The 15,683-nt window shown below is 61.0% G+C and carries 12 protein-coding genes; 9 read left to right on the forward strand and 3 right to left on the reverse strand.

Annotated elements, in window-relative coordinates:
- Positions 1-82 precede the first annotated feature (82 nt).
- The 6 genes from dadA (at position 83) to HCU66_RS14355 (ending at position 6,229) form a co-directional block, all read left to right on the forward strand.
- Positions 83-1,387 carry a D-amino acid dehydrogenase gene (dadA, locus tag HCU66_RS14330; protein WP_205889100.1) on the forward strand — a complete coding sequence of 435 codons (1,305 nt, stop codon included), beginning with the start codon at positions 83-85 and terminating at the stop codon, positions 1,385-1,387.
- Positions 1,359-1,712 (forward strand): RidA family protein, encoded by a 354-nt coding sequence (locus HCU66_RS14335; RefSeq protein WP_205889101.1) that lies wholly within the window; start codon positions 1,359-1,361, stop codon positions 1,710-1,712. The genes dadA and HCU66_RS14335 overlap by 29 nt, the downstream gene beginning before the upstream one ends.
- A gap of 110 nt (positions 1,713-1,822) precedes the next feature.
- Complete coding sequence (alr, locus tag HCU66_RS14340) at positions 1,823-2,896, forward strand: alanine racemase (protein WP_205889102.1); 1,074 nt, start codon at positions 1,823-1,825, stop codon at positions 2,894-2,896.
- Between the two features lie 128 nt (positions 2,897-3,024).
- Positions 3,025-3,573, forward strand: a complete 549-nt coding sequence (locus HCU66_RS14345) for a cupin domain-containing protein (RefSeq protein ID WP_007894746.1) — start codon at positions 3,025-3,027, stop codon at positions 3,571-3,573.
- A 181-nt stretch (positions 3,574-3,754) separates the two neighbouring features.
- Entirely contained in the window at positions 3,755-4,168 is a 414-nt protein-coding gene (locus HCU66_RS14350; RefSeq protein ID WP_205889103.1) for a c-type cytochrome, read from the forward strand.
- Between the two features lie 135 nt (positions 4,169-4,303).
- Positions 4,304-6,229 (forward strand): acetyl-CoA hydrolase/transferase family protein, encoded by a 1,926-nt coding sequence (locus HCU66_RS14355; protein ID WP_205889104.1) that lies wholly within the window; start codon positions 4,304-4,306, stop codon positions 6,227-6,229.
- Between the two features lie 123 nt (positions 6,230-6,352).
- Here the strand turns inward: HCU66_RS14355 and HCU66_RS14360 are convergent, their stop codons facing one another.
- On the reverse strand, positions 6,353-6,925 hold the full coding sequence (locus HCU66_RS14360) for a xanthine phosphoribosyltransferase (protein ID WP_205889105.1): 573 nt from the start codon (positions 6,923-6,925) through the stop codon (positions 6,353-6,355).
- 57 nt (positions 6,926-6,982) lie between these two features.
- On the reverse strand, positions 6,983-8,992 hold the full coding sequence (gene rep, locus HCU66_RS14365; RefSeq protein ID WP_205889106.1) for a DNA helicase Rep: 2,010 nt from the start codon (positions 8,990-8,992) through the stop codon (positions 6,983-6,985).
- Between the two features lie 262 nt (positions 8,993-9,254).
- Here rep and HCU66_RS14370 point away from each other — a divergent pair, with 262 nt between their 5' ends.
- Entirely contained in the window at positions 9,255-10,919 is a 1,665-nt protein-coding gene (locus HCU66_RS14370) for a putative bifunctional diguanylate cyclase/phosphodiesterase (protein ID WP_205889107.1), read from the forward strand.
- 16 nt (positions 10,920-10,935) lie between these two features.
- On the opposite strand, the gene HCU66_RS14375 is transcribed toward HCU66_RS14370, so the two are convergent.
- Positions 10,936-12,324 (reverse strand): NorM family multidrug efflux MATE transporter, encoded by a 1,389-nt coding sequence (locus HCU66_RS14375; RefSeq protein WP_205889108.1) that lies wholly within the window; start codon positions 12,322-12,324, stop codon positions 10,936-10,938.
- A 157-nt stretch (positions 12,325-12,481) separates the two neighbouring features.
- On the opposite strand from HCU66_RS14375, the gene HCU66_RS14380 reads away from it, so the two are divergent.
- Positions 12,482-13,402 (forward strand): LysR substrate-binding domain-containing protein, encoded by a 921-nt coding sequence (locus HCU66_RS14380; protein ID WP_205889109.1) that lies wholly within the window; start codon positions 12,482-12,484, stop codon positions 13,400-13,402.
- Positions 13,403-13,587: 185 nt separating this feature from the next.
- A complete protein-coding gene (locus HCU66_RS14385) occupies positions 13,588-15,564 on the forward strand; it encodes a methyl-accepting chemotaxis protein (RefSeq protein ID WP_205889110.1) in 1,977 nt (658 codons plus the stop codon).
- The last annotated feature ends 119 nt before the right edge of the window (positions 15,565-15,683 follow it).

The raw sequence follows: 15,683 nt of genomic DNA on the forward strand, positions 1-15,683 counted from the left end.
ACTGGCTAATCTTTTTTAAACTGCCCACATCTTAGGTCTGCACAATAAACGTCAGCGGTAAGCCGCGATGAGGGATATGAAAATGCGCGTTCTGGTCTTGGGTAGCGGCGTCATCGGTACCGCCAGTGCCTATTATCTGGCACGAGCCGGCTTTGAAGTGACGGTCGTGGACCGTCAGCCAGCGCCGGCCATGGAAACCAGTTTCGCCAATGCCGGGCAGGTTTCGCCGGGTTATGCCTCACCGTGGGCCGCACCGGGTGTGCCGCTCAAAGCCATCAAGTGGCTGTTGCAGCGTCACGCGCCATTGGCGATCAAGGCCACCGCCGACGTCGACCAATACCTGTGGATGGCGCAGATGCTGCGCAACTGCACCGCCAGCCGCTACGCGGTGAACAAGGAGCGCATGGTCCGTCTGTCCGAGTACAGCCGCGACTGTCTCGACGAATTGCGCGCCGAAACCGGCATTGCCTACGAAGGCCGTAGCCTGGGGACTACCCAGCTGTTCCGCACCCAGGCGCAGCTTGATGGCGCCGCCAAAGACATCGCTGTGCTGAAAGAGTCCGGCGTGCCGTTCGAACTGCTCGACCGCGCCGGCATTGCCCGGGTTGAACCGGCCCTGGCCAGCGTTACCGACATTCTCGCCGGGGCCTTGCGCCTGCCGAACGACCAGACCGGCGACTGCCAGATCTTCACCACCCGCTTGGCCGAGATGGCCACGAAACTGGGTGTGGAATTCCGTTTCGGCCAGGACATCCAGCGCCTCGACTTCGCCGGTGATCGCATCAACGGCGTGTGGATCGACGGCAAGCTGGAAACCGCTGACCGCTACGTGCTGGCCCTCGGCAGCTACTCACCACAACTCCTCAAGCCGCTGGGCATCAGGGCGCCGGTGTACCCGCTCAAGGGTTACTCGCTGACCGTGCCGATCACCAACCCGGCGATGGCCCCGACGTCGACCATTCTCGACGAAACGTACAAGGTGGCGATCACCCGTTTCGACAACCGCATCCGCGTCGGCGGCATGGCGGAAATCGCCGGTTTTGACCTGTCGCTGAACCCGCGTCGACGCGAAACCCTGGAGATGATCGTCAACGACCTTTATCCTCAGGGCGGCAATCTGGCCGAGGCGAGTTTCTGGACCGGTCTGCGTCCGACCACCCCGGACGGTACGCCGATTGTCGGTGCCACGCCGTTCAAAAACCTGTTCCTGAATACGGGCCACGGCACGCTCGGCTGGACCATGGCCTGCGGTTCCGGTCGATTGCTGGCTGACCTGATGGCCAAGAGAACGCCGCAGATCAGCGCCGAAGGCCTCGATATTTCCCGTTATGGCAACAACCTCAAGGAGTCTGCAAAACATGTCAATCCAGCGCCAGCTCACCAATGAACGCATGAGTCAGATCGTCGTCCATAACGGTACCGTGTATCTGGCAGGGCAGGTCGGCGACGACATGAGCGCCGGGATTGAACAGCAGACCCGTGAGACCCTCGCCAACATCGAGCGTTTGCTGGATCTGGCGGGGACGGACAAAAACCGCCTGCTGTCGGTGACGATTTACCTGAAAGACATCGAAGCGCACTTCGCAGGCATGAATTCGGTGTGGGACCAGTGGCTGCCCAAAGGCGTCGCACCGGCCCGCGCGACGGTCGAAGCGAAGCTGTGCGAACCGCAAATCCTGGTTGAGCTGTCGGTTGTCGCCGCGCTGCCATAAACGCGGCACCCTAAAGTAATTCAGAAAGATCCCTCTCCCGGTGCTGTTGGCGGTTCACGCTGTCAGCCAGCGCCGGTTTTTTTTCAATGACCGACTAGAAGTCTGCCGCCATGCGTCCTGCCCGTGCCCTGATCGATCTTCAAGCCCTGCGTCACAACTACCGGATTGCCCGTGAAGTCACGGGGGCCCGTGCCCTCGCGGTGATCAAGGCCGATGCCTATGGCCATGGCGCGGTGTGCTGTGCCCAGGCGCTGGAAGCCGAGGCGGACGGGTTCGCCGTGGCGTGCATCGAAGAAGCGTTGGAGCTGCGCGCCGCCGGCATTCGTGCGCCGGTGTTGCTGCTGGAAGGTTTTTTCGAAGCCGATGAGCTGGCGCTGATCGTCGAGCACGACTTCTGGTGCGTGGTGCATTCGCTGTGGCAGCTCGAAGCCATCGAAAAAGCCGCGCTGAGCAGACCGATTACGGTCTGGCTCAAACTCGACTCCGGCATGCATCGGGTCGGCCTGCATCCGGCGGATTACCAGGCGGCCTATCAACGGCTGCTGGCCAGCGGCAAAGTGGCGAAGATCGTGCTGATGAGTCACTTCGCGCGCGCCGATGAGCTGCACTGCCAGGCCAGCATCGATCAAGTCGCGGTATTCGAGGCGGCGCGTCAGGGGTTGGCGGCCGAAATCAGCCTGCGTAACTCGCCGGCGGTGCTCGGTTGGCCGCAGATTCCGAGCGATTGGGTGCGCCCGGGCATCATGCTCTATGGTGCGACGCCGTTCGAAGAGGCCAATGCCGTGGCGTCCCGCCTGCAACCGGTGATGACCCTGGAATCTAAAGTGATTTGCGTGCGTGAACTGCCGGCCGGTGAGCCGATTGGTTACGGCGCGAAATTCGTTACCCCCAAGCCGATGCGTGTGGGGGTGGTGGCGATGGGGTACGCCGACGGTTATCCGCGCCAGGCCCCGAGCGGCACACCGGTGCTGGTAGCCGGGCAGCGTAGTCAGTTACTGGGGCGGGTATCGATGGACATGCTCTGTGTCGACCTGACCGATGTGCCGCAAGCCGGCCTCGGTTCGCCCGTCGAATTGTGGGGCAAAAATATCCTCGCCAGTGACGTCGCGGCGGCCGCCGACACGATTCCATACCAGATCTTCTGCAACCTGCGTCGGGTGCCGCGGCTCTATTCCGAGGCCTGACGAACAGCGCTCCCGACCGAAAGTCGCTTCGCCCAACAGGATTGAGGCCCAAGTGTTGTAAATACTGAACGCTGTCGCCATGATAACGCTCAATATTCCTGCAACCTGAATCCCTGGAGGCGCAAGCATTGGACGTCGGTGAACGACTGCAATCGATCCGTAAGCTTAAAGGTCTTTCCCAGCGTGAGCTCGCCAAACGCGCGGGTGTTACCAACAGCACCATTTCGATGATCGAGAAAAACAGCGTCAGCCCCTCGATCAGTTCGCTGAGGAAGGTATTGGGCGGGATTCCCATGTCCATGGTCGAGTTCTTTTCCGAAGAAATCCTGCAGGAAAAACCGACTCAGATCGTCTACAAGGCCCACGAACTGATCGATATTTCCGATGGGGCAGTGACCATGAAACTGGTCGGCCGGGCTCACCCGAGCCGTGCTATTGCGTTTCTCAACGAAATCTACCCGCCAGGCGCCGACACCGGTGACGAGATGCTCACCCATGAGGGCGAGGAGACCGGGATTCTGGTGGAAGGTCGGCTGGAACTGGTGGTCGGGCTCGAAACATTTGTGCTCGAAGCCGGCGACAGCTACTACTTTGAGAGTACCAAACCGCACCGTTTCCGGAATCCGTTCGATGCCCCGGCGCGACTAATCAGCGCAGCCACCCCAGCGAATTTCTAAGAGAAGAGGCGTCCTGCCCGGATTGGCGGAGACCCCGTGCTGTAATCCGTCCCACGATAAGACCCCTTCGACTTTGGGGTTGTTTCAGTGTGACGGGCTTACCGCTATACTTGCGCCCGCCTGCGAACCGTGGCCGTAGGCGTGACTAGCCACCATTGAGGGTGTACGCGTGAACCTAATTATGAAAATGCTGGCCGCACCAGCAACCGTATTGGCCCTATGGGCTGTCAGCGCTCAAGCTGCGACCAACGACGATATCGCCAAGCGTCTTGAACCAGTCGGTCAGGTCTGTGTGCAGGGCAAAGAGTGCAAGGGGATGGAAGTCGCTGCTTCCGCGGGTGGTGGTGATGCCAAAACCCCTGACTCAGTGATTGCAAAACATTGCGGCGCTTGCCACACCGCAGGCGTACTGGGCGCACCGAAAATCGGTGATGCCGCAGCCTGGGGCGAGCGCGCCAAGAAAGAAGGCGGCGTTGATGGCCTGCTGGCAAAAGCCATCTCCGGCATCAACGCGATGCCACCTAAAGGGACCTGCGCCGACTGCTCCGATGCCGATCTCAAAGGCGCCATCCAGAAGATGTCTGGCCTGAAGTAAGCCTCCATTTTCAGCGAAAAAGCCGCTTACGAGCGGCTTTTTTGTGCCTGCGATTTTTCCCTGAGGCTATGCTTTGAAGCAAATCCCCGGCAATCTCGGTCCAACCCCAATTCATGGAGCGGGCGGGAGGATCAGATGGTGCAGTTGTGTTCTATCGAGCAGGCGGTCGATGACGTCCTGGCGCGGTTGCCGGCGCATATCCACATGGGCTTGCCGCTGGGGCTGGGCAAACCCAACCACTTCGTCAACGCGCTGTATCAACGGATCGCGCAACTGCCCGAGCGGCAGCTGACGGTCTATACCGCCCTGTGCCTTGGCCGCCCGCCCTTGGGCGATGGCTTGCAAAAGCGCTTTCTCGAACCCTTCATCGAGCGGGTGTTCGGCGATTACCCGGAACTGGATTTCCTTGCCGACCTGCTTCGCGACAGCCTGCCGGCCAACATTCACGTCCATCAATTCTTCCTGCAGCCAGGCAGCCTGCTTAACAGCGCATCGGCCCAGCAGGATTACGTCAGCAGCAATTACAGCCACGCCGCGCGAGACATCAATACCGCCGGTTTGAACCTGGTGGCGCAACTGGTCGCCAGCCATGCCGAGCATCCCGATCACTTGAGCCTGAGCTGCAACCCGGACATCACCCTCGACCTGTTGCCGATGATCGCCAAACGCCGGGCGGCGGGGGAGACGATTCTGATGGTGGGCCAGGTGCACAACGATTTGCCGTACATGCCTGGCGATGCGGAAGTCGGCATCGAAACCTTCGACCTGCTGATCGATGCGAAGGACAACACCACGTTGTTCTCCACGCCGAACATGCCGGTGGGTTGCCAGGATCATTTCATCGGGCTGCACGCCAGCACGCTGGTGCGCGATGGCGGCACTTTGCAGATTGGCATTGGTTCCATGGGTGATGCCCTGACGGCGGCGTTGCTGGCGCGGCAGGCGGGCAATGACGGGTATAAGGCGTTGCTGGCGGACCTGAATCTGAGCCAATGGTCGCCGTTGATCGAGCGCGAAGGGGGCATCGAACCGTTCGCCAAGGGCCTTTATGGTTGCAGTGAAATGTTCGTCAACGGTTTGCTGGTGCTGGCCGACGCCGGGATCGTGCGGCGCAAGGTCTACCCGGACGTGCCGACCCAGCAGCAGGCCAACGCCGGCACGCTGGACGAGGCGGCGCAAACCGACGGCATCTCGGTGCATGGCGGGTTTTTCCTCGGGCCGCGCAGTTTCTACGAGCGCTTGCGCGAGTTGCCGCCGAGTAAGCGGCTTGAATTCAACATGACCCGCATCAGCTACATCAACGAGCTCTACGGGCAGGAAGAACTCAAACGCTTGCAGCGCCTTGATGCCCGTTTCATCAACACCGTATTCACCATGACGTTGCTCGGCGCCGGAGTGTCCGATCAGCTCGAAGACGGGCGGGTGTTGAGTGGCGTTGGCGGGCAATACAACTTCGTCGCTCAGGGTCATGCCCTGGAAGGCGCGCGTTCGATCCTGCTGCTGCGCAGTTGGCGTGAGTCGGGCGGTGAAGTCAGTTCGAACATCGTCTGGGAATACGGCCACTGCACAATCCCGCGGCACCTGCGCGACATCGTCGTCACCGAGTACGGTATCGCCGATTTGCGAGGCAAGACCGACGCGGCGGTGATCGAGGCGTTGCTGAACATCAGCGACTCACGCTTCCAGCCGGGGCTGATCGAACAGGCGCAGAACGCTGGCAAATTATCGAAGCATTTCCGCCTCGATCCGCGATTCACCGACAACAGCCCACAGCGTTTGCAAGCCATTCAGGCCCGGCATTCGAATCTGTTAGCGGAGTATCCGTTGGGTTGCGATTTCACGGCCGAGGAACGGGACTTGTTGCGGGCGCTGAACTGGTTGAAGAGCAAGTTCAAGCTCGCGGAGATTCTGGAGTTGGGCAAGGCTGCCCTGGATGCGCCAGAGCCTTCGGAGTTTCCCGTGCATCTGGAGCGGATGCAGCTGACCAATCCCGAGGGATTGAAAGAGGATTTGTTTCAGCGGTTGTTGCTCACCGGCCTAAAAGCCACCGCGCAAACCTGATCGTTCCCACGCTCTGCGTGGGAATGCAGCCCGGGACGCTCTGCGTCCCATTCGAAAGCCGGAACGCGGAGCGTCCCTTGAAGCATTCCCACGCGGAGCGTGGGAACGATCATTGCGGGAGGGTTATTCGATGAAGGTCACGACACCGCCCGCCAGCGACTGAACGCGAGCCAACGATTCAACCCGATAACCCTGGGCATCCAGTTCCGCACGGCCGCCCTGAAACGACTTCTCGATGACGATGCCCAATCCGGCCACGGTCGCGCCGGCCTGTTTGATGATCGAGATCAGCGCTTGCGACGCCTTACCGTTGGCCAGGAAGTCGTCGATGATCAGCACGCGGTCGCTGCTGGTCAGGTGGCGTGGGGAGATCGCCACGGTGCTTTCAGTTTGTTTGGTGAACGAGTAAACGGTCGCCGACAGCAGGTTTTCAGTCAGGGTCAGGGACTGATGCTTGCGGGCGAAGATCACCGGCACGCCGAGGTTCAGGCCGGTCATGATCGCCGGGGCGATGCCCGACGCTTCGATGGTGACGATCTTGGTGATGCCCGAATCCTTGAACAGCGTGGCGAATTCGTCGCCGATCAGCTTCATCAGGGCCGGGTCGATCTGGTGGTTCAGAAAGGCGTCGACCTTCAGAACCTGGTCGGAAAGCACGATGCCTTCTTCGCGAATTTTCTGGTGCAGTGCTTCCATGAAGCTGTCCTCTGGTGGCGTCTTTTGCGCCGAAGGTCTAAATAAAAGTGGTCAATTCTAGCGCTTTAACATCGCGCGTATATCCGCCAATGCGCTGTTGCCGCGAACCGCTTTGACTTCGCTCGGGGTGTCGTCGTTGCCTTCCCAGGCCAGGTCGTCCGGCGGCAGTTCATCGAGGAAACGGCTGGGGGCGCAGTCGATGATCTCGCCGTATTGCTTACGCTTGGCGGCGAAAGTGAAGGCCAGGGTCTGACGCGCTCGGGTAATCCCGACGTAGGCCAGGCGGCGTTCCTCTTCGATGGTGTCGGCTTCGATGCTGGAGCGGTGCGGGAGAATTTCCTCTTCCATGCCCATGATGAACACGTAGGGAAATTCCAGACCCTTGGAGGCGTGCAAGGTCATCATCTGCACGCCTTCGGCGCCGTCTTCCTCTTCTTGCTGACGTTCCAGCATGTCCCGCAGGACGAGTTTGCCAATGGCGTCCTCGACGGTCATCTCACCGTCTTCGTCTTTTTCCAGCGTGTTTTTCAGCGCCTCGATCAGGAACCAGACGTTACCCATGCGGTAATCGGCGGCCTTGTCGCTGGAACTGTTGGTGCGCAGCCAGTTCTCGTAGTCGATGTCCATGACCATGCTGCGCAGGGCGGAGATCGGGTCTTCGCCGGCGCACTGCTCGCGGACCTTGTCCATGAAACGCTTGAAGCGCGACAGTCGATCGGTGAAGCGGCTGTCCAGGTGCTCGCCCAGGCCGATTTCGTCGGTGGCGGCGTACATCGAGATTTTTCGCTCGGTGGCGTAGTTGCCCAGCTTCTCCAGCGTGGTCGAACCGATCTCCCGGCGTGGGACGTTGATCACTCGCAGGAAGGCGTTGTCGTCGTCCGGGTTTACGATCAGCCGGAAATAGGCCATCAGGTCTTTCACTTCCTGACGTCCGAAAAAGCTGTTGCCTCCGGACAGTCGGTAAGGCACCTGGTGATGCTGCAGTTTCAGCTCGATCAGCTTGGCCTGGTAGTTGCCGCGATACAGGATCGCGAAATCGCTGTAGGGCCGATCGGTGCGCAAGTGCAGGCTGAGGATTTCCACGGCCACGCGCTCAGCTTCGGCGTCCTCGTTGCGACAGCGGATCACGCGGATCTCGTCGCCATGGCCCATCTCGCTCCACAGCTGCTTTTCGAATTCGTGCGGGTTGTTGGAGATCAGCACGTTGGCGCAGCGCAGGATGCGGCTGGTGGAGCGGTAGTTTTGCTCGAGCATCACCACTTTCAGGGACGGATAGTCGTCCTTGAGCAGCATCAGGTTTTCCGGGCGGGCGCCGCGCCAGGCGTAGATCGACTGGTCGTCGTCGCCTACCACGGTGAACTGGTTGCGTTTGCCGATCAGCAGTTTCACCAGCAAATACTGGCTGGCGTTGGTGTCCTGGTATTCGTCCACCAGCAGGTAGCGGACCTTGTTCTGCCATTTTTCCAGGATGTCGTCGTGTTCCTGGAACAGTTTTACCGGCAGCAGGATCAGGTCGTCGAAGTCCACCGCGTTGAACGCCTTGAGCGTGCGCTGGTAGTGGGTGTAGACGATGGCGGCGGTCTGTTCCTTGGGGTTGCGCGCGTTTTCCAGGGCTTCGGGCGGCAGGATCAGGTCGTTTTTCCAGGCACCGATCATGTTCTTGATCTCGTCGACGCCGTCGTCGCCCGAGTATTCCTTCTGCATGATGTCGGTCATCAGGGCTTTGACGTCGGTCTCGTCGAAAATCGAGAAGCCCGGTTTGTAGCCCAGCCGCACGTGTTCCTTGCGGATGATGTTCAGGCCCAGGTTGTGGAAGGTACAGACCGTCAGGCCTCGGCCTTCACCGCCCTTGAGCAGGGTGCCGACCCGTTCCTTCATCTCCCGCGCAGCCTTGTTGGTAAAGGTCATGGCGACGATGTACTGGGCGCGGATGCCGCAGCTCTGGATCAAATGCGCAATTTTACGAGTGATCACGCTGGTCTTGCCGGAGCCTGCGCCGGCGAGCACCAAAAGAGGGCCGCCGACGTAGCTCACGGCTTCTTGCTGCCGGGGATTGAGTCGGGACATACGAAATCAGGGAGTCGTTAGCGAAATGGGCCGGCATTTTAACAGGCTCAGCGAATTGTGCTGCTCTCTCCGACTTGTGACGCAACACGCTTTCTCTAATTGCCGGTTTTGATACTTTCACGCAGGATGCGCATTGAATTTGCGTCTACTGTTCGTAATCAGGACACAAAGTCGTGTTTGATAACCGGTGTCATTTGGTCATTGGTTACCCGAGCGGCATAATGCCCGCCGCCTACATCTTTGCAGAGTCTAGGGAGCTAGCTTGTCTACGCCTGTCGAACCCTTGCGTTTGCTGCTACTGGCCCAAGAGCCAGCGTGGGCAGCGTTGTTGCGCGAGTGTCTGGCTCCGTTGGGGAGTTCGGCCGTGCTGCTCAGCGCGCCGAGCTGGGAGTCGGTCAGCAACCTGTTCGATGACAACCGCAGCGCGGTGTTGTTGACGATTCCTGCTCTGCAGCCGGCGCCCGGCCGTTGCAATTTGCCGACGGTGTTGCTGCTTGAGCACGAGCCGCTGGCGCCGCCCGACGGTGTGAGCGACTGGCTGGTGCGCAATCTGCTGGATCCCGGCATGTTGCGCCGCTGCCTGCGTCATGTGCGCGAGCGTGGCGTGCTGGAAAACACCTTGCAGCGCCTGGCCGAACAGGATCCGTTGACCGGCATTGCCAACCGTCAGGGTTTCCAGACCTTGCTGGCGGCGCGTCTGGCGAAAAGCGACGGTCGCGGCCTGGCCCTCGGTCACCTCGACCTCGACAACTTTCGCCACGCCAACGACGCCCTCGGCCATCAGGCCGGCGACCGGTTGATTCTGCAGGTGGTCTCGCGGCTGAAAAGCCAGCTGGAGGCCGGTGATCAATTGGCGCGGCTGGGCAGCGATGAATTCGCCCTGCTGATTGACACCCGCCGCGCCCCTCAACGGGCCGAATGGATGGCCGAACGGATTACCGAAGCCCTGTCCGAACCCTACTGGATCGACGGAGAAAGCCTGTTGATCGGTTCCAGCCTCGGCATCGCCCATGCTCGGGCCCAGGCCGGTGCCGACCCGTTGATGTGGCACGCGCACATCGCCATGCAACAAGCCAAGAGCACTCAGGGCTGCACCTTTCACATCTTCAACGAACGGATCAATCGCAATGCCCGCAGCATCGCCGACCTCGAAAGCGAGCTGCGCCGGGCCTTGCGTCGCGATGAGCTGGAGTTGCATTACCAGCCACGCCTGAACCTTGAGGACGGCCAGATCGTCGGCCTCGAAGCCTTGGTGCGCTGGCGTCATGGCGAGCGCGGCTTGCTGCCCCCCAGCGAATTCGTGCCGCTGGCCGAGCAAAGCGGCTTGATCGTGCCGCTGGGTTACTGGGTGATTTCCCGGGCCCTGCGGGACATGCAGGCGTTGCGCGAACGAGCTCTGCCGGCGTTGCACATGGCGATCAACCTGTCGTTCCGACAGTTTCAGGACAGCCAACTGCTGACAACCCTGAGCCGGCTGATTGCCGAGCGTGGCGTCGAGGCGCAGTGGCTGGAGTTCGAACTGACTGAAACCGCCGTGATGCGTCGCAGCGATCTGGTCAAGCAGACCATGGACGCCCTCGGGCGCCTCGGCGTGCGCTTCTCGCTGGACGATTTCGGCACCGGGTTCTCTTCGTTCGTGCACCTCAACAGCCTGCCGATTGCGTTGTTGAAGGTCGACAAGAGCTTTGTCGGCGGCATGGAAGAGCGGGAAGAGAATCGCAAACTGGTGCACGCCATGATCAACCTGGCGCACAACCTCAACCTCGAAGTGGTTGCCGAAGGCGTGGAAACACCGGAGCAGCTGGATATGTTGCGCGGGTTTGGTTGCGATCAGGTGCAGGGGTATCTGATCAGCAAGCCGTTGCCGTTGGCGGAATTGGTTGAGTATTTGACCTTCGGTTCCAGCCAGCAGGTTGTGCTGGCTTAACGATGCACTGTAGGGGCTAGGCGATCTCGAAACGCTGCGCTGACGCCGGTTCACGCCGAATCATCTGCGTCATCTTCCACTCGAACGCCAGCGTCAGACTCACCGCGGCACACGCCAACCCCAACGCCAAGCCCCACCAAACCCCCGTCGGCCCCCAGTTCAAATGGAAGGCCATCCACCAGGCGGCCGGTGCGCCGATGAGCCAGTAGCAACCCAAACCCACCAGAAACGTGGTCTTGGCATCCTTGAGCCCGCGGATGCAGCCCATGGCAATGGTTTGCGTGCCGTCAAACAGCTCGAACCACGCCGCCACCGCCAGCAGGCTCACGGCCAGGTTGATCACTTCGCGGAAGGCCGGGTCGTTGTGGTCCAGGAACAAACCGATCAACTGATTCGGCAGCAGCCAGAAGACCATCGCAAACCCCAGCATCGACGCGGCCCCGAAGGCGATCCCGACCCGTCCGGACAGCCGTGCATCGAGCAATTGCCCGGCGCCGTAATGCTGACCGATGCGCATGGTGATCGCATAGGAAAGCCCCGCCGGCACCATGAACGCCACAGAAACGATTTGCAGGGCGATCTGGTGCGCCGCCAGTTGCGTACTGCCCATGGTGCCCATGCACAGCGCGGCGAAGGCAAACAGGCCGACCTCCACCGCATAAGTGCCGCCAATCGGCAGGCCCAGGCGCCACAACTCCTTCAAGTACTGACGGTTGGGCCGCGACAGGCCCTGGCGTAATGGATAAGCGTCATAGGCCGGGTGCCGACGAATGTGCAGCGCGAGCGCCAGCGCCATGAGGTTGGCGACGATTGCCGTGACCAGACCGATGCCCACCAGGCCCATTTTCGGCAGCCCGAACAGGCCGGTGATCAACGCATAGTTGAGCAGGAAGTTGGCCACGGTGCCGGCGAGGCTGATGACCATCACCGGCGTCGCCCGGCCGATGGCGCTGGTGAAGCCGCGCAGCGCCATGAAACTCAGGTAGCCGGGCAGGGCGAACGGCAGGATCAACAGAAACTGGCCGGCGGCCTGGACGTTGGTTTCGGTCTGGCCGAACAGCAGCAACACCGGCTTGAGGTTCCACAACAGCAGACCCGCCACCAGCGCCATCAACCAGGCCAGCCACAAACCGGCCTGGGTCAACCGCGCCGCGCCGATGATGTCGCCCGCGCCCTGACGGATTGCCACCAGGGTGCCGACCGCCGCGATCACGCCGATGCAGAAAATCGACACGAACGAATACGTCGCCGCGCCCAGACCGCCACCGGCCAGCGCCTCGGGACTCAGGCGCGCCATCATCAACGTGTCGGTGAGGACCATCAACATGTGCGCCAGCTGCGAGGCAATCAACGGCCCCGCCAGCCGCAGGATGGCCCAGAGTTCACTACGCGCTGGATGCTGCATGGTCATCACGCTCGATTGTCAGAGAGAACAGGAAGCGTCGATTCTCGGCGCTCTGCGGGGTTTGCACAAAGGGATAAAAAGGATGGGTTGCATGATTAAAACTCATGCCGAGGAGTTTCTGATAAGTTGAGGCAACCGCGCTATAGGAGCTTTCCGAATGTCTCGTCGTCTTCCTCCCTTGTATGCCCTTCGAGCATTCGAAGCGGCGGCGCGGCATAGCTCGTTCACCCGCGCCGCCGAAGAGTTGTCGATCACGCAAAGTGCGATCAGTCGACACATTCGTACGCTCGAAGAGCATTTCGCCTGTCGGCTGTTTCATCGCAGCGGGCGCAACCTGCAACTGACCGAATCGGCACGGCTGATCCTGCCGGGCATTCGCGAAGGTTTCACTGCCCTTGAGCGAGCCTGCAACACCTTGCGCGCCGAAGACGACATCCTGCGCATGAAAGCCCCCTCGACCCTGACCATGCGCTGGCTATTGGCGCGGCTCAGTCGTTTTCGACACCTGCGACCGGGGAACGAGGTGCAATTGACCAGCGCCTGGATGGACGTCGATACGGTGGACTTCAACCACGAACCCTTCGACTGCGCCGTCATCCTCAGCAACGGGCATTTTCCACCGGACTGGGAGACGACTTTGCTGTTCCCCGAAGAGCTGATTCCGGTGGGCGCGCCGAATCTTCTGAAGGACCAACCGTGGGACGTTGCGCGCCTGGCCAGCACCGAATTGCTGCACCCGACGCCGGACCGCCGTGACTGGCGCAACTGGCTGGAGCGCATGGGCCTGACCGATCAGGTCTCGCTCAAGGGCGGGCAAGTGTTCGATACCCTGGAACTGGGCATGATCGCTGCCGCCCGAGGCTACGGCGTGTCCATGGGCGATTTGCTGATGGTGGCGGAGGATGTTGCGCAGGGACGTCTGAGTTTGCCGTGGCCGACGGCCGTCGCCAGTGGTGAGAATTATTACCTGGTCTGGCCGAAAACCCGCCCGGGAGGTGAACGTTTGCGCCGGCTCAGCGATTTTCTGCAAGGCGAAGTCCGAGCCATGGAATTACCGGATGTCGAACGGCTGGGCTGAATCGATGGAGCCGCTGCAATGGCGGCCTTGAGCCATATCCCCGTTAATCACTCAAGTATTCGGCTTTGCCGCCGAAAATCTGCTGATGGAACCTTCGTACCAGGCTCCACGTTTTCCCCACTATCAGAAATTTTGCCGAGTGCGGCGGGATCGGGATGATCCGGCCCACTGGGTCAGGAGCTGTCATGTCTCAACCTCGTGCTCGGATTGCCTCACAGCTGGGTCTTGCGCTTGCCGTGATACTGGCGGTTGTCATCAGCGGCAGCACCGTGTTTGCCCTGCGCTCGCTGGACGCCGCCAACCTCGCCACCCGCGAAGAGCACCTGGCCAGCGAGGCGCGGCTGCTGGCCGATCAGCTGAGCACGTTCCACGGCACGTTGCGTGAAAGTACCCAGCGCCTCAGCGGCCTGTTCGAGAAGCGCTTCAGCGCCGGTTTGAGCGTGCACCCGGATGAGCCGGTGGCCGTGGCGGGCGTGCAGACCCCGGGCCTGCACCTGGGCGGCGAAGTGTTGAACAACAACTTCAAGGAAGTGGACGAGTTCAAGCAAATGACCGCCGGCGTTGCGACACTGTTCGTGCGCAGTGGCGAAGATTTCATTCGGGTCAGCACGTCCCTGAGCAAGCAGGACGGCACCCGGGCCATTGGCACATTGCTGGATCACGCTCATCCGGCCTATGCGCGGTTAATGGCAGGGCAGAGCTACGTCGGTCGCGCCTTGCTCTTCGAACGTTCCTATATGACTCAATACACCCCCGTACGTGACAGCGGCGGTAAGGTGATTGCCGTGCTGTTCGTAGGATTCGATTACACCGACGCGCAGAAAGCCCAGTTCGAAAACCTCAAACGCTTCCGCATCGGCCAGACCGGCTCCCTGGCCCTGCTCGATGAGCAGAACAAATGGCTGGTGCCGATCGCCGGTGTGCAAGCATTGGACGTGGCGGTCCCGGCCATCGTCGGTCTGGCCAAGGCGCCGGGCAAGGGCGATTTCTGGAGCGACACGTCGCAGGATTTCTACAGCATTGCCGTGCCGTTCGAAGGCGGGCCGTGGTCGGTGGTGGCGAGCATGCCGAAAGCCGAAATCCGCGCGGTGACCTGGAGCGTCGGCATTCGACTGGCCATCGGCAGCCTGCTGGCGATGTTGCTGGCGGTGGGCGCGACGGTCTGGTTGCTGCGCAGCAAACTGGCGCCGCTGGGTGATCTGGTACGGCAGGCTGAAGCCTTGGGCGCTGGTGATTTGAGTGTGCGTCTGAACGTGTCGAGCAACGACGAAATCGGTCAGTTGGCCCGCGCCTTCAACCAGATGAGCCAGGCCCTGTCGACCATGGTCGAGCACATTCGTAGAGCCTCGGAAGAGGTCAACAGCCGCGCCCAGACGTTGTCCGGTTTGTCCGGCGGTGCCTATGAAGGGATGGAACAGCAGTCCGGCGAAATCACCAGCATGGCTGGCGCCGTGGAGGAGTTCAGTGCCACCTCGCTGAACATTGCCGACAACATGGGCAGCACCCAGCGTCTGGCGCAGGAAAACGCACAGCAAACCCGGATCGGTCGTACGTCGATGGACGAAGCGTCCTCGTCCCTGGAGCAAATCGCCGGTGCGCTGAACAGCACAGCGACGGTGATCAACACCCTCGGCCAGCGCTCCCAGGAAATCGGCGGCATCGTCGGGGTGATCACCGCGATCGCCGAGCAAACCAATTTGCTGGCGCTCAACGCCGCCATCGAAGCCGCCCGTGCCGGTGAACAAGGTCGTGGGTTTGCGGTGGTGGCCGATGAGGTGCGCAACCTGGCTTCACGTACTCGCCAGGCCACGGACGAAATTTCCGGGATGATCCAAAGTATCCAGCAGGAAACCGGCAACGCGATCAGCACCATGGAGCAGGGTAACGTGCTGATGCAGGAAGGCCTGTCGCGCAACGCCAACGTCGCCTCAGCCCTGGCGCGGATCGATGAACAAAGCCGCTCGGCCGGTCAGCAATTCGCGGCCATCACTACCGCCACCCAGGAACAAAGCAGCACCGCGACCTTGCTCAGCAGCAATCTGCAAAGCATCGCTTTGGCGAACAGTGAGCAGCGGGAGGTGGTATCGAACCTGGCGGTGACTGCTAAAGAGCTGGAGAAGCTCGCGGCGGATCTGCGGCATGAGGTTGACCGGTTCCGCTGAGGCACTGCTGAAATCGCCATCGCGAGCAGGCTCGCGATGGCATCGACTCAAATCTTCGCATTATCCACAAGCACCGTATCGACGATTCCCTGGCGTTTTCCGCCGTTATCTCGATTTTT

Source organism: Pseudomonas frederiksbergensis (assembly GCF_017114915.1).
In the GTDB taxonomy this organism is placed as follows: domain Bacteria; phylum Pseudomonadota; class Gammaproteobacteria; order Pseudomonadales; family Pseudomonadaceae; genus Aquipseudomonas; species Aquipseudomonas frederiksbergensis_I.